13 protein-coding genes and 1 pseudogene are annotated in these 16714 nt (G+C 62.4%); all 14 read right to left on the bottom strand.

Translation table 11 applies throughout. From position 1 onward, the window contains the following. Nucleotides 1-229 precede the first annotated feature (229 nt). Nucleotides 230-748: a ribosome maturation factor RimM gene (gene rimM, locus QME84_00455; GenBank protein ID MDI6872746.1), complete on the bottom strand. Its 519-nt coding sequence runs from the start codon at nucleotides 746-748 to the stop codon at nucleotides 230-232. 6 nt (nucleotides 749-754) lie between these two features. Then, nucleotides 755-985, bottom strand: a complete 231-nt coding sequence (locus tag QME84_00450) for a KH domain-containing protein (protein MDI6872745.1) — start codon at nucleotides 983-985, stop codon at nucleotides 755-757. 22 nt (nucleotides 986-1007) lie between these two features. Continuing rightward, the gene (rpsP, locus tag QME84_00445) at nucleotides 1008-1280 is read right to left on the bottom strand and encodes a 30S ribosomal protein S16 (GenBank protein MDI6872744.1); all 273 of its coding nucleotides are present in this window, start codon (nucleotides 1278-1280) and stop codon (nucleotides 1008-1010) included. Between the two features lie 49 nt (nucleotides 1281-1329). After that, the gene (gene ffh, locus QME84_00440) at nucleotides 1330-2658 is read right to left on the bottom strand and encodes a signal recognition particle protein (GenBank protein ID MDI6872743.1); all 1329 of its coding nucleotides are present in this window, start codon (nucleotides 2656-2658) and stop codon (nucleotides 1330-1332) included. A 158-nt stretch (nucleotides 2659-2816) separates the two neighbouring features. Beyond that, the gene (locus tag QME84_00435; protein MDI6872742.1) at nucleotides 2817-3011 is read right to left on the bottom strand and encodes an MjaI family restriction endonuclease; all 195 of its coding nucleotides are present in this window, start codon (nucleotides 3009-3011) and stop codon (nucleotides 2817-2819) included. Nucleotides 3012-3014: 3 nt separating this feature from the next. Beyond that, nucleotides 3015-4268: pseudogene (locus QME84_00430) on the bottom strand (DNA methyltransferase). Nucleotides 4269-4586: 318 nt separating this feature from the next. Further along, a complete protein-coding gene (locus QME84_00425; GenBank protein ID MDI6872741.1) occupies nucleotides 4587-6140 on the bottom strand; it encodes a PAS domain-containing sensor histidine kinase in 1554 nt (517 codons plus the stop codon). Nucleotides 6141-6865: 725 nt separating this feature from the next. Further along, a complete protein-coding gene (gene ftsY, locus QME84_00420; protein ID MDI6872740.1) occupies nucleotides 6866-8155 on the bottom strand; it encodes a signal recognition particle-docking protein FtsY in 1290 nt (429 codons plus the stop codon). Between the two features lie 367 nt (nucleotides 8156-8522). Continuing rightward, nucleotides 8523-12071, bottom strand: coding sequence for a chromosome segregation protein SMC (smc, locus tag QME84_00415; GenBank protein MDI6872739.1), 3549 nt, complete (start codon nucleotides 12069-12071; stop codon nucleotides 8523-8525). Nucleotides 12072-12732: 661 nt separating this feature from the next. Continuing rightward, nucleotides 12733-13572 (bottom strand): DegV family protein, encoded by an 840-nt coding sequence (locus QME84_00410; protein ID MDI6872738.1) that lies wholly within the window; start codon nucleotides 13570-13572, stop codon nucleotides 12733-12735. 329 nt (nucleotides 13573-13901) lie between these two features. Continuing rightward, nucleotides 13902-14639, bottom strand: coding sequence for a ribonuclease III (gene rnc / locus QME84_00405; GenBank protein MDI6872737.1), 738 nt, complete (start codon nucleotides 14637-14639; stop codon nucleotides 13902-13904). Next, entirely contained in the window at nucleotides 14636-15643 is a 1008-nt protein-coding gene (gene plsX / locus QME84_00400) for a phosphate acyltransferase PlsX (GenBank protein MDI6872736.1), read from the bottom strand. The genes rnc and plsX overlap by 4 nt, the downstream gene beginning before the upstream one ends. Before the next feature lie 63 nt (nucleotides 15644-15706). Beyond that, on the bottom strand, nucleotides 15707-15883 hold the full coding sequence (rpmF, locus tag QME84_00395) for a 50S ribosomal protein L32 (GenBank protein MDI6872735.1): 177 nt from the start codon (nucleotides 15881-15883) through the stop codon (nucleotides 15707-15709). 194 nt (nucleotides 15884-16077) lie between these two features. Then, on the bottom strand, nucleotides 16078-16653 hold the full coding sequence (locus QME84_00390) for a DUF177 domain-containing protein (protein MDI6872734.1): 576 nt from the start codon (nucleotides 16651-16653) through the stop codon (nucleotides 16078-16080). Nucleotides 16654-16714: the final 61 nt, after the last annotated feature.

Below are 16714 nucleotides of genomic sequence, written 5' to 3'. Positions count from 1 at the left end.
ATGAGGCGCCGACCACACCTCCGCTTCCCCCGCGCGTGGATCCCCCCTCCAGCCCATCCGGGAGCACCATGCCCTCCACGCTCCCCCGCGCGGTAAAAGTTCACCCCTTATTTGTCCGCTCAGGAAGCGACCCTCATCGCGCTTCTCCGCCCCGGGGGAACCTCCCGCGGCACCCTATTTCGGGTTTTCCGGAAACCGGTATACCCGGGGAAACAGGAGGGCCCGTTGATCAGAACAGTCCGGGGAGGGGCCGGATGACCATCCTCTCCCCGGGGAGGTCTATCTCCACCACCACCTCCTTCAGGAGGGGGATGAGGCGCTCCTCCCCGGCCTCGTCCCGGACCACCAGGACGTCATTGGCCCCCGTCTCCAGGACCTCCACCACCTCCCCCAGGAAGCCGCCCTCCACGTCGTACACCCGCAGGTAAAGGAGGTCATGTTCCCAGTAGGAACCCGGGGGCGGCTCACCCATCTGCTCCGGGGTGATCATCAGGTACTCGCCCGCCAGTTCCCCCGCCCTTGAGCGGTCGTCCACCCCCTCGAACTTGACCAGCAGGGACCCGTGCGCCTGGCGGGAAGCTTCCAGGACCAGGGCCTCCTCCCTTCCTTCCACCAGGAAGATGTTGCCCGGGAGGAAACGCCTGGGGTTGGCGGACAGGACCTCCACTCTCACCCAGCCCAGTATCCCGTAGGGCTTGATGACCCGGCCGGCTATCACCCTGGACGGCTTGCGGGAACCGGACGGCATGGGTCCTCAGTCGATGATCTCTACGATGGCGTTGCGACCCTCCTTGGTGGCGGAGGCCTTTATCAGGGTGCGCATGGCCTGGGCTATCCTGCCGTTCTTGCCGATCACCTTGCCCAGGTCGGAGGGATCCACCCGCAGCTGCAGGATCACCGATCTCTCCCCTTCTACGGAGGTGACCTCAACGCGGTCCGGGTTATCCACCAGAGCCTTAGCCAGGTATTCGAGGAGTTCCTTCATCGCCGACCCCCGGCCCTTCCCGTCATCGCCTGCCACTTTTTTCCTCCTGGAACTTCTGCCAAATGCCCTTGATCTCCATGAGCTTGCGCACCTGGTCGGTGGGCTGGGCGCCCTTGCGCAGCCAGTCCAGGACCTTCTCCTCGTCCAACTCTATGAGGGAGGGTTCCTGCCGGGGGTCGTAGCGCCCCAGGGTCTCGATGAACCTGCCATCGCGGGGGCTGCGGGCGTCGGCCGCCACCACCCGGTAATAGGGCTTCTTCTTTCCTCCCATGCGCCGCAATCTGATCCTGACCAACGAACATGCACTCCTTTCCTGAATCCTTCCCGCTTCGCTCGCGGATCCGCTAGGACTGGAACGGGAACATCTGCCCCAGCCGGCGCGGGGACATCTTCCCGAACTGCTTTATCAGCTTCTGCATCTGCTGGAACTGCTGCAGGAGCCGGTTGACGTCCTGGGTGCTGGTGCCGCTCCCCCGGGCGATGCGCTGTTTGCGGCTGGCTCCGATGATCTGGGGCTTCCTCCTTTCCTCCGGGGTCATGGACTGGATGATGGCCTCCACCTTCTTGATCTGCCTCTCGTCCACCTGGAGCGAGCGCAGCTTGGATGAGGAGATTCCCGGGATCATGCCCAGGATCTGGTCCAGGGGACCCATCTTCTTCAACTGCTGCATCTGCTCCAGGAAGTCCTCCAGGGTGAACTGCTGCTTGCGCAGCTTCTTCTCCAGCTCCCGGGCCCGCTCCTCATCGTAGGTGGCCTGGGCCTTCTCGATGAGGGTGAGCATGTCCCCCATGCCCAGGATACGCGAGGCCATGCGATCCGGATGGAAGGGCTCCAGGTCCCCGATTTTCTCCCCCACGCTGGCGAACTTGATGGGCTTGCCGGTGACCGACTTGATGGAGAGGGCGGCGCCTCCCCGCGCGTCGCCGTCCAGCTTGGTCAGGATCACCCCGTCGAAGCCCACCTCCGAGGCGAAGGCCTGGGCCACGTTCACCGCGTCCTGCCCGGTCATGGCGTCCACCACCAGGAGGGTCTCGTGGGGGTTGAACTTCTTCCGGATCTCCACCAGCTCCCGCATCATCTCCTGGTCTATGTGCAAGCGGCCGGCGGTGTCGATGATCACCGTGTCTAGCGCCTCCTTCTCCGCCTTGCGTATGCCGGCGGCAATTATCTCCACGGGTTTCGCCCCTCGCTCGGAGTACACCTGGATGCCCGTCTGCTCCCCCAGCTTCTCCAGCTGGTCTATGGCCGCGGGGCGGTAGATGTCGGCGGCGATCATCAGGGGGTGTCGCCCCTGGTTTCGCAGGTGGTGAGCCAGCTTGGCGGTGGCTGTGGTCTTGCCGGAGCCCTGCAGGCCCACCAGCATGATCAGCGAGGGGGGCCGCCCAGCGAAGTTGATGCGCTCGTTGGTGCTCCCCAGGAGCTCGGTCAGCTCCTCGTTGACGATCTTTATCACCTGCTGGGCGGGGGTGAGGGAGCGCAGCACCTCCTGGCCCACCGCCCTCTCGCGCACCCGGGATATGAAATCCTTGACCACCTTGAAGTTCACGTCCGCCTCGAGGAGGGCCAGGCGGATCTCCCGCATGACCTCCTCCACCTGCTTCTCGGACAGCTTGCCGTGCCCGCGCAGGCGGCGGAAGATATCCTGCAGCCGGTCGCTGAGGGCGTCGAACATCTCTTTCTCCGTCGTCCGGTGGCATCAACGCGGCCCCGCGCCTTCCTCCCATTCCTTCCCCGGAAAAGGGAGCCGCGGGAGGGTCCTTACCTCCACCAAACAGTTTAAACTACCGGAAACCCCTGCGCATGTCAAAAACCCTCCGCTAGAGGGGTCGTCTACCTCTTTCCGGGTTCCTTTGGATTCAGCCGGGATGAAGAGGTGGCTCTCTGCCTTTGTGGCAAATACGGGTACCCTGCAGGCTTTACCTGAATACCAATGAACTTTTCGCCCACCCTTATGAAGAAATCCACATTATACCGGCGGTCCCATTCGTGAATCCCCAGCGCATGTTGGCCTGGTAGAGTATCCATTCCTTAGGCACTTCTTCCCCTTTCAAGGTCGATAAACCTTTCGCGCATCGAGTAATGGGATGTATGGTCCGCGCTCGCAAATCCCTCCTTTATCAGCCGCATGTTGATGAAAGTCCTGTTCTTCAGGTAAAGATAGACCAGAAGATTACCGCGCGCATCGAACTTCCGTTCATCGTATCTCACGAACACCTGTTGGCCCTGCAACTTTTCCTCGAGAAACCGGATGGCTTTTTCCCTCCTGCCAGGAATTTCTTTCACGCCGATAAGCCGGATCCTTGCCCCGCTGTCCAGGACCATTTCCTCTGGAGTCAGTATCTTGGCCACCTTGAAGAAAGAATCGCGCTTGCTTTCCAGGCCATCGACCTTGGACCCGAAACTCAACTTTTTCGGGTCCATCTTTCTATCTATCCTCACCGGGTCCTGGAACACGTAGGGAAGTTCAAGAATTTTCCTCTTGAAATCTTCCTCTATCCCTTTTTGCCTCAGGATTTGGAACTCTTGTTCTTCAAAGTGGGTATTCTGCTCCATTCCCAGCTTATCCTTGATGATTTCCAGGTATTCTTCGTTTATTTCATAGCCTATGGAATTTCTGTCCAGCCGCATGGCCGCCAGGGTAGTGGTTCCACTTCCCAGAAAGGGATCCAGCACCGTGTCGCCCACGAAGCTGAACATCTTTATCAGGCGTCTCGGAAGTTCCTCCGGGAACATGGCCAGGTGGTCATTCTGTTTCTCCCCGGGGAAGTTCCAATGCCCGAAGAAATAACGGTTCCATTCCTCGAGGGTCAGCCTGGAGGCCTCCTTTCTCTCCTTGCTCACCGGTGGGGCTTTCCCGTACTTCTTAAATAACAGTATGAACTCGTAATCCAGTTTCACCATTCCATTCCTTGGGTAAGGGAAAGAACCCATAACCGTAGCCCCTCCCGTGGTATTACAGGTGGTAGCTTTCTGCCATATAATGGAACCCATGTAATCGAAGCCTATGGTCTCACAAAATTTGATGATTTCGGTGCGAATCGGAATGACCTTATATCTCCCGTAATAAACGGAGCGGGCGAACTGATCCCCTATGTTTACGCATAAACGGCATCCCTTATGCAGTACACGGTGACATTCCTACCACACCAGGTTAAGGTTATTGATGTAATCCTCATAAGTATCGTTGTACCCTATCTGCCGCTTGTTTCCGTAATCCTTCAACTGCCAATACGGTGGGGAGGTGACCACCAGGTGAACGGATTCGCTTTCAACCTCTTTCATGCACCTCGAGTCTCCCAAAATTATCTTGTGGATGGTTTTCCTGGCTCGCCTCTTCCCCCAAGCCGTTCAATCTTTCGCCGCTCCTTCCGGTTTTCTCGGATGAATTATATCCTCACACAACGACAGAACTCCGTAAAGCGGTTTCCGTTCCTCGGTCGAAAGGCGGGTATGGGATCGGGCCCTCGCGCGCCGCGGCACAGGGAACCTGACCGACCGGGAAAAGAACAGCGGGTTGCGTGACCGGTCTTGGAAAATTTCGAGTATCGCATCCCTGGAAACGGCCCGACTCAGGCCGGCGGGTATTTGATCACCTTGGACTCAGGCCAGGGGGACGGTGAAGAAGAAGGTGCTGCCCTCTCCGGGCGTGGATTCAACCCATATCTCGCCTCCCCAGTTGTCCACGGCGCGCTTCACCGTGGCCAGCCCGATGCCCATGCCCAGGGAGGGGTGGTCCCCCACGCGGGTGAAGGGCTGGAAGATATTCTCCCGGTCCTCCGGGGAGATGCCTATCCCGTTGTCCCGCATCCACAGGATCGCCCGTTCCCCTTCCAGGCGGCAGCCGAGTTCGATGTGGGGTTTCCTCTCCGCGGGACAGTACTTCAGGGCGTTGCTCGCCAGGTTGTAAAGGACCTGGTAGAGCAGGACGTGGTCGGCTAGCACGGCAGGGAGGGGGCCCACGATGTCCATCCTGGCCCCGGCCCTCTTCATTTCCTCCCGCAGGGTCTCCGCGACCTCCCGGACCACGAAATCCAGCCTGGTTTCCTCCATAAGCTCCTGCCGGTGTCCGGCGCGGGCATAGGCCAGGAGACTCTCGATAAAATGTTCCATGCGCTTCCCGGCCTCCATGATCATCTGCAGGCACTCGGAGGCCAAACCCTCGTCTCCTTCCCGTAGAGCGGAAAGCGCGCTGCGGGCGAACCCGTCCACCACCGAGACGCTTCCGCGCAGGTCATGGGCCACGGAGTGGGCGAAGGCGTCCAGCTCCAGGTTACGCATCTGCAGCTCCCTCTCCACGCGGGCCCTCTCCTCTATCTCCTCGCTCAGCCTCCGGTTCGCCTCCGCCAGCTCCCGGGTTCGCTCTTCCACCATCTCCTCGAGTCGTTCGCTGTAGGCCTCCCTCTCTTCCTCCCATCTCTTCCTTTCGCTGATATCCACTGCCGTGGCCGCCAGGTATAGGGGATTCCCTTCCTCGTCCCGGATGACCACGGCGTTCATGAGCATGGGAAAGGGGGAGCCGTCACGGTGGACGTGCCATACCTCGAGGTTGGAATAACTTCCCTCCTCCAGGAGGCGCCGGTTAATCTCCATTATCTCCTCCCGCTGTTCCGGGCTATGGAAGACTAAGAGGTTCTTCCCAACTAAGTCCCTTGGAGAATAGCCGTGCACGGCGGCGAAGTAGGGGTTCACGTAGAGGAGGTAGCCGTCGGGATCGGCAATGGCCACCCCGTAATTGGCGGTCTCCACGATGGTCCTGAACTCCCGCAGCTCCTCCTCCTTCCGCTCCAGTTCCCGGCGCATCTCCACCATCTCGGCGACGTCGCACAGCTCCACCAGGAAGCCGTCCAGGGGCGGCCGGCCTCGGAAATCGGCCGCCCTCACCCGGACGTGGCGCAGGGCGCCGTCATGGGCACGCAAGCGGAGTAGCGTTTCCAAGCATTCGTCTCGCACGACTTCAGGGGAAAATATTTCCTCCCAGAGCGGGAGGTCCTGCCGGTGAACGAAATCCTGGAATTTATTGCCTTTTCTTGCGCAGCCTGTGAGGGCGAGGAGTCGTTCCGCGGCTGGATTGGCGTAGCGGATGCGGCCCTGCGCGTCCAGTATCATCACCGCGTCCCCGAGGGACTCCACTAGGATGCGGTGCAAATCCTCCATCTCACGCCTTTTCCCCCGCCCTAAAAGACGTATTCCGTAAAGGGCATGTGTGATCTCCCCCGCTACCGCTCATCACGCGCCGAAACCATCCCTGAAGGAGCATATCCCATACATTGATGCCCCTGCCCGTTTCCCGCAAACCCCGCACGAAGCGCGCACCGCGCTCAGGCCCTTGAAATGACCTTGCTCCTCTCCTTTCATCCCTCCTTACCCGTTAAGGTAAACCTCCATAAAGCGACATCTGAAAAGTTACCATTAAAACGGGCGCATGCCCATATATCCTTCAAGGGGCGGAGAATTCCATTCACCAAGACCCCCTGTGCGACGGTCCCCGCCTTTCTCGGTAAACGGAACTTTCTCTTATGCGCGTCCGGGGGGCTCTGGTACGCAGGGAATATGGTGACCGTTCATGCCGGATCACGGAATGAGCCAAAAGTATGAATATTTCCCCTCAAGGTGTCTTTTTCGCATCTTACCCAAAGTAAATTGGCGAACACTTGTAAATACTAATAATTTCCACCCCTTCAAGATTCCATTACCGCCGTTAGCCCTGGGTATTCGGCAAACAAACGTATACTTCACGGACAAACGTATACCTAACGGACATACATACGCAGCCTCTAAACAGCCCCACCCTGTGGTAATCTAACCCCTAGCCTTGGGTTTTGTCAATCGGCGCGCGGGCTTGACCCGTCGTTACCCGGGAGTCTTGCGGCACGCCGCGCTCAGGAGAAGAGGGCTTCGGCGAACTCCCGGGGGTCGAAGGGATGCAGGTCATCCAGCTTCTCCCCCACGCCGATGAACTTGATGGGGATGCCCAGCTCGTGGGCGATGGCCACCACGATCCCCCCCTTGGCCGTGCCGTCCAGCTTGGTGAGGACCACGCCGGTCACCTCCACCGCCTCCTTGAACTGGCGGGCCTGGATGAGGCCGTTCTGACCTGTGGTGGCGTCGATGACCAGGAGGGTCTCGGTGACCGGGGCCCGGCGCTCCGCCACCCGCTTTATCTTCTTCAGCTCCTCCATGAGGTTCACCTTGGTGTGCAGCCGCCCCGCGGTATCGGCGATGACCACGTCCATGCCTCGGGCCAGGGCCGCTTCCACCGCGTCGTGGACCACGGCGGCGGCATCGGCACCCTGGCGGTGCTTCACGGTATGCACGCCCACCCGCTGGCCCCAGGTTTCCAGCTGCTCGATTCCCGCAGCGCGGAAGGTGTCCCCCGCGGCCAGGATGACCCGCTTGCCCTCCTTTCTCAACAGGTGGGCCAGCTTGGCGATGGTGGTGGTCTTGCCCGTACCGTTCACCCCCACCACCAGGAACACGCTGGGACCGGAAGCGGCGTAACGCAGGGTTCGATCCCCCTGGTCTAGGAGCTCGGCCACTTCCTCCCGGAAGGCGGCCATAAGTTCCTCCGGCTCGCGGAGGTCTTCCCGGACCACGCGTTCCTTCACCCGGTCCACCAGGTGAATGGTCATCTCCATGCCCACGTCGGCCCCCACCAGGATGTCCTCCACCTCCTCCCAGAAGGCCTCGTCGAAACGCCTCGAGGCCATGGCCCTGGCCAGGGGAGCGAAGATGTTGGTCCGGCTCCTGGAGAGTCCTCTGCGGAGGCGGGAGAGCCACCCCTCCTTCCCCTCGGCCCCCTCCGGGAACTCCCGGGCGGCCTCCGATTCCGGTACCACGACTTCTTCCGGAGCCTCTGGCAGGGGAGCCATGGCGGCCTGCGTCGCTTTCGTGGCTGGCTCAGCGCTCTCCGCCGTGGTTACTGCATCCGGCAACGGCGCGGCCTCCTCCGCACCCTCCCGGGTGGCGGTGATGGACGCGCCCTCTACCGCCGCCTCCAGGTCGGGGAGTTCCAGGAGTTCCTCGGCAGCCTCCCTCTTCTCCCTCTTCCTTCTCTCCCGGAGCTCCTTCTTCTCCGCTTTCAGGCGGGCCTTTTCCTCCTTTTCCCTTCTCTTGCGCTCCTCCTTCTCCCGCCTGCGTTCCTCCCTCTTCAGCTTCCTCTCCTCTTTCATGTCCCTTCCTCGAAGACGGGTCAATGATTACGGCCTTGGTCGCGTTATCCCACTCCTTTCCGCGGTCCGGCATCTATAATACCCCAACTCCGGGAGCCCGGTTCCACATGATATCTTTGCCCCCCCGCAGTGGGGTCTTGGAAAACAGACATTGTATAACCATATATTTCCAGAAAGATCGCCGGCGGACTCCCTCGCTGTTTACGGAATGGAACTCCTCCCCGGCCTATGCGATCGGAAACCCGTTTTATCCACCACTTTCTCGTGTGCAGTTACATCCGGCAAAAGTCAAGAAAAAGAGGACTTTTTGCGTGAAGGAAGAGGTGGAATCCATTTCCGGCCCCACTCCCGGCAAGGAGGGAATGCCTCAGGCGGTGCCCGTCTGGGCCAAGCGCTCCGCCTCCTCCAGCCTCTGGCTGACCACCCGGGAGATGCCCGAGGCCTGCATGGTCACCCCGTAAATGACCTCGGCGATCTCCATGGTCCGCTTCTGGTGGGTGATCACGATGAGCTGGGAGTCCTTCCTCAGATCCTTGAGCAGGTTCAGGAAGCGGTGCAGGTTCACGTCGTCCAGGGCGGCCTCCACCTCATCAAGAAAATAGAAAGGGCTTGGCCGGGTTTTGAAAATGGCGAAGAGGAAAGCCAGGGAGGTGAGGGCGGTTTCCCCTCCCGAGAGCAGGGTCAGCTTCTTGAGCCTCTTTCCCCTCGGCTGGGCCTCGATGTCCACCCCGGTGTTGAGGAGGTCGGTGGGATCGGAGAGTATAAGCTCCGCCCTCCCCTGGGGGAAGAGTTTCTCGAAGAATTCCTGGAAATGCCCGTTGACCTCCTCGTAGGTCTGCTGGAAGATGCGGATGATCTCCCGGTCTATGGCCCGCACCACCTTGAGCAGGGAGGCCTTGCTCTCCCGCAGGTCCTCCACCTGAGCGAGCAGGAAATCGTGCCTCTCCTTGAGGGCCTGGTATTCCTCCACCGCGCGCAGGTTGACCTGCCCCAGCATCTCCCTCCGCCTCTCGAGGTCTGACAGCCTGGACTTCATTTCCGGTAGGGGCTCGCTGGGCCGGTAATCCGAAAGGGCCGTCTCCAGGGGAATCTTGTGCTCCTCGAGGAGACGCTGGACTAACAGGTCCACGCGGAGCTTGAGCTGGGCGGTGGCCAGGTCCCGGTTGTGAGCCGCCTCCTGGAGCTCAGCGCGGCGGGACTCCAGCTCCTCCAGTTCCGCCCGCAGCCTCTCCAGTTCCTCCTCCCTCTCCTGCAGCCCGCGGCGCAGACCCTCCTCCTGCTCCCTGGTCAGCGAGGTAAGCCGCTGATGTCTTTCCTGCAGCCCTTCCACCAATTCGAGGAGTTCCTCCTGGGCCCGGCTGCGTCCAGAGAGGTCGTCCGGTAGCACGGGAGCGGCTTGCGCTTCCTCCGATTCCAGCTCCTCAAGCCTCCTGCGGAGGTGGAAAAGCCTTTCCTCCAGCGAGGCGCGCCTGGCGCGCAGGTCCTGCTGCCTCTCCCGCAACTCGGCTTCCCGGCGACGGAGGTCTTCCCATGCGGACTCCGCTTCCCTCAGGGGAACTTCCGCCTCCTCTACGGCCCTCTTGCGCCGCGCTTTCTCTTCCTCCCCTTCCTTTATCCCCGAGAGCAGCCGCTCTTTTTCCTCCCTCAATCGCCGGGATTTCTCCTCCAAGGCCTGCGCCCTGGCCGTCCGGTCCTCAACCTCCCCGAGCATGGACCTCAGGGCGACCTCGGACTCCCGCACCGCGTCTTCCAGCACCTTCTTCTCCCCGGCCAAGGCATCCAGCTCCCGGCGCAGGGAGGAAACGGTGGTCAGCACGCTCTTGCGCCGTGCCTCCAGGGTCACCGATTCCTCATCGCAGAGGTCCAGCATCTCCTGGAGCTCCTCGATCTCCCTCCTCCTGGCTATGAGGTGGAATGGGTTGCGCGGACGAGCCCCACCCTTCACCAGCCGGCGGGGAGCCACCACGTCGCCCTCGGCGGTGACGAAGGTGAGCTTGGGATACAACTCCGCCTTCCCCTCCGCCTCCTCCAGGTCGGTACAGAAGACGACGTCCCCCAGGAGGTAGGTCACGGCCGGCCTTATCTCGGGCGGGCACTCCACCACCGAAAGAGCGGCCGTCCCCCCGCAGCGGTTCGCCAGCTCCGCGGCCTCTTCCATGGCCGACAGTTCCAGCTCCGCAAGGGGTAAAAAGAGGCCGAAGCCCTCTTCCTCCTTCTTCAACCGGCGTACCGCCTCCAGGGCATCCTTGAGCTCCCGGGTGAGCACGCAGAAGAGCCAGGGGCCGAGATAGGATTCCAGGGCCTTCTCCCATTCCTCGGGGACCCTCAGGTGGTGGAGGAGCATGCCCAGCACCCCCGGACGGCCGGCGCTCTCCTCCAGCACCCTGGCCGCCGCCGCGGCATAATCGATGCGGGAGGAAAAAACTTCCTGGAGGGCGCGGAGCCTGGCCACCACCAGGGCCTCCTCCTGATAGGAGCGCCTCTGCTTACGGCTCACGGACTCCAATTCCTCCTCGAAACGGGCCAGGTCGGCCCGGAGGGCGTGGATCCTCTCCTCGACTTCCCTCCGCCGCATTCTCAATTCTCCCAGCTCTTCCTCGCGAGCTCCAATCCTTTCTTCCAGATTATCCCTTTCCTCCTTGAGGGAGCGGCGCTCATCCTCCAACTCCTCCAGCTCCTTGTCCAGGTCGGAAAGCCTCTCCTTTTTCCGCGCCGTTTCGGAGGCCAGGGACTTCAACCGCTCGCGACCTTCCTGGAGGACCCGGCGCAAGCGGTCCAGGTCCGCCCGCTGCGCCTCCCTGCGCCGGGACAACTCTTCCTCCTCGACCCGGAGCGCGCCCTCCTCTTCCTCCGCCCGGCGGGCGGCTTCCTCTGCCTCCGCGAGCTCCTCCCTGAGGGCGGCCATCCTTCCCAGCCGTTCCTCCCTACGGGAGACCCACCCTTCCCGCAGCGAAGCCTCGCCCAGCAGGGCGGCGAAGAGCTTGAGCCTCTCCCGTCCCAGTTGACGGCAGGAGATCAGCCTCTCCCCCAGCGCCAGCAACCTCATCTCCCGGCGCCGGCAACCCTCCAGATCCTCCCTGAGGTCGCGCAGGAGGTTTTCCAGGACGCCACGGCGCTCTCTGACCTCTTCCATGCGCTCCTCGACGGCCTTAAGGTCCCCGAGCAGCCGTTCCTCCTCCTGACGCCGGTTGTCCCACTGTCCCTTGAGTTCCTCCAGCTCGGCCACCAGGATGCGGATGGAAAGGTCCCGGATCTCCGAGGTCAGGGCCTGGTATTCCCCCGCGAGGCGGGCCTGTCTCTCCAGGGGTCGCAGCTGCTTGTTCACCTCGGAGATGATGTCCTTGATCCGGACCAGGTTGCGCTCCATGCCCTCCAGCTTACGCAGCGCCTTCTCCTTGCGGCGTCGGTGCTTGCGCAGGCCGGCGGCTTCCTCGATGAAGGCCCGCCTCTCCTCGGGCCCGCTGCGGATGATGGCGTCCAGCCGGTTCTGGCCGACGACCGCGGTCAGCTCCCGGCCCACACCGAGGTCGGAGAGGATCTCCTGTATGTCCACCAGGCGGCAGGGGACGTTGTTCAGGAGGTATTCGCTCTCCCCGGTGCGGAAGAGGCGGCGGGTTATGATCACCTCGGGAAAATCCACCGGGAGACGGCGGTCTGAATTGTCCAGGGAGAGGGAGACCTCGGCCATGTTCATCGCCTGCCGGGTGGCGCTCCCGGCGAAGATAACGTCCTCCATGCGGCTGCCCCGCAGGTTGCGGGGGCTCTGCTCGCCCAGGACCCACAGGACGGCGTCGGCGATGTTACTCTTACCGCTCCCGTTGGGCCCCACGATAACCGAGATGCCGGGCTCGAAATCGAGGGATATGCGATCGGCGAAGGACTTGAAACCCCGGGCGGTCAAAGTCTTGAGATACATATCCCTTGCTCTCCTCGCTCATCGTTCCGAAGGGAATTTCCCGTAAGATTTCTCTTTTCCGCTCCCTTATTCCTTCAACGGCAAGCATCGAACGCCACCAGGGTGACGAGCACACAGATACAGGTTATGACTGACATGACCGCACCGCTCACCTGTGCGCCGGCGCACGAGGCGGTGCGTCTCCCCATGATAGCTTGACCCCCCGCCGGCCCGCCCGGTGCCCGTCGGAACCTCAGGTGCATGTTCGTTATATCTATCAATTAAGGGAGGGGTGGGGGAGCGTGAATTCCGGACGGCAAGGCCTGGATAACTGGATAAATATTCGAGATGCTTATCACGGAAACGGCCGCCGTCCAACCTCCGGCGACCGAGAACCTCCGGGGGAAACTGGGGCCACCCGGCGAGCTTTCCGGACCATCCCTTTTTTCGCCTATAATGCTTCTTTCCCGGCGCCATTAACCCAGCTCCCCAACCGGTATAATGCGGGATGGAAAGGGGAGGCCCTTTCGGCTAGGCACCACTATTCGAACCATTGCCCGGGAGGAAAGGGATCCGCGAAGGTTCCCGTGTCCCGCCCCGGCTGGTTCTTCCCCTCATACCGGAACAAGTTTGACCGCGCCCCGGCGCAACCCGTGGGCCTCGGACGCTTTAGAATACCCTTTTAAAAGAAGCCGACCCCCACCGTGCCCGGGCCCACGTGGGCGCCGATGACCGGCCCGGTCTCGTTCCAGGATATCTCCTCCGGGTCGCAGTTGAGGGTCTTCTTCACCTTCTCCATGAGTTCGAACATGCGCTCCTCGTCCTGTACGTGGGTCAGTCCCACCCGGACCCTGCGACCCCCGGCCCTTTCCGCCGCCAGTTCCACCAGGCGGTCCAGGGCTTTACCTGACCCCCTCACCTTCTCCAGGGCGTCGATGGTTCCGTCTATGTACAGGATGGGTTTGATACGCAGCATGGAACCCATGAGGGCCTGGGCCCCGCCGATCCTCCCTCCCCGGTGCAGGTATTCGAGGGTGGCCACCATGAACAGGAGGCTGCTCTGCCTTATCTTCTCCTCCACCATGGACACCAGTTCATCCAGGCCCATGCCGGCCTCCCTGCCCTTCACCAGCTCGTCGACGAGCATAGCCAGCTGTATGCCAGTAAAGCGGGAATCCACGATGCGGATGGGATAATCTCCCATCTCCACAGCCGCCGAGCGCGCGGACTCGCAAGTGCCGCTGATGCCGGCCGAGATATGGATGCTTACGAGGGAATCATACTTGCCGGACATCTCCTTGTAAGCCTCCAGGAATTCCCCCGCCGAGGGCTGAGAGGTGGTGGGAAAAACCCCGGGCTGCTTCAGGCGCCGGTAGAACTCCTCATTGCTGATGTCCACACCTTCCCGGTAGGAGACGTCGTCCAGGATGACCTTCAGAGGGACCACCTTGATGTCATGTTTGCCCACATACTCCGGGTCGAGATAGGCGGTGGAGTCGGTGACGATACCGATAGCGGCCATTTTCGCTTCCCCCTTTCCCTGTTGATGGAATCCACACCCTCCGTTGAACTCGCTGAGATATATAAAAATTAACCGATAACGAGGTCTTTGGTTACCGGGACCGTCGTAATCCCCCCATTCGCGGAACCCCGGTGCTCACCGGCGGCGCTGCCCGGATTCCTTAGCCCCACACCCAGGTATCATATCCCCCGGCTGCCGTTCCGGGACCCAGGTGCATCTTTATCCTTCTCCAGACGGGCCTCCCCGCGGAGCAGCGCTCTAAGACCTGCATCGGACCCCTCACGCCTTTTCCTGCCGCCCCATTGACCGACGGAACCGGATGGTCGGCCTCACTTCCTGCCGGGCTTTCCGCGTCCTGCCCCCATATCCTTGTGGCGGCGGAGGGCGTCCCTGGCCGCCGCCTGCTCGGCCTCCTTCTTGGAGCTGCCGCTCCCCGAGCCCATCCTGCGGTCCCCGACGTAGACCACGGCATGAAACACCTTGCAGTGGTCCGGCCCCTCCTCCCGCAGGCGATAGCGGGGAAGGACCCCCTTCTCCTTGACCGCCAGTTCCTGGAGCCGGGACTTGTAATCGAAGTCCAGGTCACCGCTGGCCGCCTCCTCCAGGCGTTCCCTGAAGATGCGCAGCACCATCTCTCGTGCCGCCTCCAGCCCCTGGTCGAGATAAACGGCCCCGATCAGCGCCTCCAGGGCGTCGGAGATGATGGAGGATTTTTCCGCTCCCCCGTCGGCGCGCTCGTCCCGGCTGAGCAGGAGGTGTTCGCCCAGGCCTATCTCCCGGGCCAGCTCGGCCAACGAGCTCATGTTCACCAGGTAGGAACGGATGCGGGTCAGCTTCCCCTCGTCCAGGTCGCGGTAATGGCGGAAGAGGTGGTCGGAGATAACCAGGTCCAGCACGGCATCCCCCAGGAACTCCAGCCTCTCGTTGGTCTCCCCGGTCTCCAGGGAAGCCTCGTGAGCGTAGGAGCGGTGAGTCAGCGCCTGGGAGAGAAGTTTCGGATCCCGGAAGGTGACGCCCAGAAGTTCCTCCACCGGCAGCCTCTTCCGACGTCTCCTCCGCAGCCTCATCCCTCATGCCCCTTTCCCGCCAGGAGGAGTTCCGTCCGCTCCACCAGCCCCATCTCCACCGCCTCCGCGGCCACGCGAAGGGAATTCTTGATCGCCAGGGCATCGGAGCTGCCGTGGGCGATGATGCACACCCCCTTAACCCCAAGCAGCGGCGCCCCTCCGATGGTGCGGTAATCCAATTCCTCCCTCAGCTTCAGCAGGGTGGGCAGGACGGGCTTCATTTCCTCCTCGCTCAGCGAGCTCAAGCCGGCGAGAAGCCTCCGGGTGATGAAGGAGGCCACTCCCTCCACCACCTTCAAGGTGACGTTTCCAGTGAACCCGTCGGTCACCACCACGTCCGCCGCGTCACCGGCGATATCCCTCCCCTCGAGATTGCCCACGAAGTTTATCCTCTCCTCGGAGGAAAGCAGCTCGTAGGCCTCTCGGGCCAGCTGGTTGCCTTTCCCCTCCTCCGAGCCGATGTTCAGGAGACCTACCCTGGGCCTCTCCAGCCCGAAGCGCAGGGAGGCGTAAGCGCTTCCCAGGAGGGCGAACTGCCTCAGGTGCTCCGGGCGGCAGTCGGCGTTGGCTCCGGCATCCAGGAGCAGGGTGGGGGAATCGGGGGGCGGAAGGACTACCGCCACCGCAGGCCGCTTCGCTCCCCTGATCCTTCCCCAGCTCAACAGGGAGGCGGCCATGGCCGCGCCCGTGTTGCCCGCCGAGACCATGGCCTGGGCTTTTCCCTCCCGGACCGCCGTGGCCGCCACCACCAGGGAGGAATTCTCCTGGCTCCTGACCGCCAGCGCCCCTTCCTCTTCCATGCCGATGACCTCGGGGGCATGGAGTATGGGCAGTTCTCCCCTCCCCTCCTCCTCCAGGCTGCGCTGCAGAACATCCCGGTCACCAACCAGGAGGACCCGTATGCCCAGCTCATCGCGAGCGTCCAGGGCCCCGCGCACGGTAGCCTGGGGCGCATGGTCCCCGCCCATGGCGTCCAGGGCTACTACGACCTGCGGTCCGGACATCTTCAACTCCGGTACTCCTCACCCGGGACGGTCAGGAGGCGGAAAGAACGGCATCGAACCCGTTCACTCCGTCTCCAGGATCTCCCTGCCGTTGTAGGTCCCGCAGTTGGGGCAGGCGCGGTGGGGGAGCTTGAGGGAATGGCACTGTGGACATATGGACCTGGGAAGCGGACGGGAAGTCCAGCGCGCCCGCCTGGAAGCGGTGCGGGAGCGGGATTTCTTCCGCTTGGGTACCGCCATGTCGACCTCCGTCTTTCTGCCTTGCTACCTTCCATCGAGAAATCGCGAAATACCATCCGAGTATAATTAGCTCCTGGAAGGGAGGTCAAGGATACGGTTGCTTCGACGCTGCACACAGGTCCCGGGGTCCCCGGCGCGAACGTCCCGGGGAGGGCGAAAAGCACGCGCTATCCCCGCAGGCCCTGGAAGGGGGTTCAGGCCTCCTCCTCCAGCAACTTGCGCAGGACCTCCAGGCGGGGGTCGATTTCCTCCACCCGGCACCCGCAATCGCCCCGGTTGAGATTGGCCCCGCAGTAGGGGCACAGGCCCCGGCACTCCGGGCTGCACAGGTGCTTGATGGGGAGGTTGAGGATGACGGCGTCGTTCACCAGCACGTTTAGGTCGATGGTCCCTTCCTCTATGAGGTACTCGTCATCCTCCGGGACCTCCATTTCCCGGGGCAACGGCCTGCCCTCCGGGGAGACCGCCCCGATGCCCGGGCGCCGGTAAAACTCGTCCACCCAGATGTCCAGCTCCTGCCGGTATTCCTCCAGGCAGCGCGTGCACTCCAGGGCCATGGAACCCCGCAGGGTGCCCTTGACCCGTATCCCGTCGGGGCTGCTCTCCAGCCAGAGGTCGAGCCTCAATCCGCCTCGGCCGCCCCTCTCGAAGAGGCCTTGTTCGCCGAGCCCCACGTCGAGATCGGCGCCGAACCTCTCCCGGGTGAACAGCTTCTTCATCAGGCCGGCCACGGGGACCTTGAGCAGCCTCGAATCGAGGGTCTTGCCCATGCGCTCCACTTCCTCTCTCCCTCCATTCCTCGCCATCCTGGACGAGCGCCCGGAAACCCGG

The sequence above is a fragment of the Actinomycetota bacterium genome, assembly GCA_030019255.1.
In the GTDB taxonomy this organism is placed as follows: Bacteria; Actinomycetota; Geothermincolia; order Geothermincolales; family RBG-13-55-18; genus Solincola_A.
This window is presented reverse-complemented; position numbering and strand designations above follow the sequence as displayed.

Bases quoted from the DNA above. Each gene is read 5' to 3' on its own strand.
- rimM (MDI6872746.1), bottom strand. From the start codon at position 748: ATGCCGTCCGGTTCCCGCAAGCCGTCCAGGGTGATAGCCGGCCGGGTC.
- QME84_00450 (MDI6872745.1), bottom strand. From the start codon at position 985: ATGAAGGAACTCCTCGAATACCTGGCTAAGGCTCTGGTGGATAACCCG.
- ffh (MDI6872743.1), bottom strand. From the start codon at position 2,658: ATGTTCGACGCCCTCAGCGACCGGCTGCAGGATATCTTCCGCCGCCTG.
- QME84_00435 (MDI6872742.1), bottom strand. From the start codon at position 3,011: ATGGATACTCTACCAGGCCAACATGCGCTGGGGATTCACGAATGGGAC.
- QME84_00425 (MDI6872741.1), bottom strand. From the start codon at position 6,140: ATGGAGGATTTGCACCGCATCCTAGTGGAGTCCCTCGGGGACGCGGTG.
- ftsY (MDI6872740.1), bottom strand. From the start codon at position 8,155: ATGAAAGAGGAGAGGAAGCTGAAGAGGGAGGAACGCAGGCGGGAGAAG.
- smc (MDI6872739.1), bottom strand. From the start codon at position 12,071: ATGTATCTCAAGACTTTGACCGCCCGGGGTTTCAAGTCCTTCGCCGAT.
- QME84_00410 (MDI6872738.1), bottom strand. From the start codon at position 13,572: ATGGCCGCTATCGGTATCGTCACCGACTCCACCGCCTATCTCGACCCG.
- rnc (MDI6872737.1), bottom strand. From the start codon at position 14,639: ATGAGGCTGCGGAGGAGACGTCGGAAGAGGCTGCCGGTGGAGGAACTT.
- plsX (MDI6872736.1), bottom strand. From the start codon at position 15,643: ATGTCCGGACCGCAGGTCGTAGTAGCCCTGGACGCCATGGGCGGGGAC.
- rpmF (MDI6872735.1), bottom strand. From the start codon at position 15,883: ATGGCGGTACCCAAGCGGAAGAAATCCCGCTCCCGCACCGCTTCCAGG.
- QME84_00390 (MDI6872734.1), bottom strand. From the start codon at position 16,653: ATGGGCAAGACCCTCGATTCGAGGCTGCTCAAGGTCCCCGTGGCCGGC.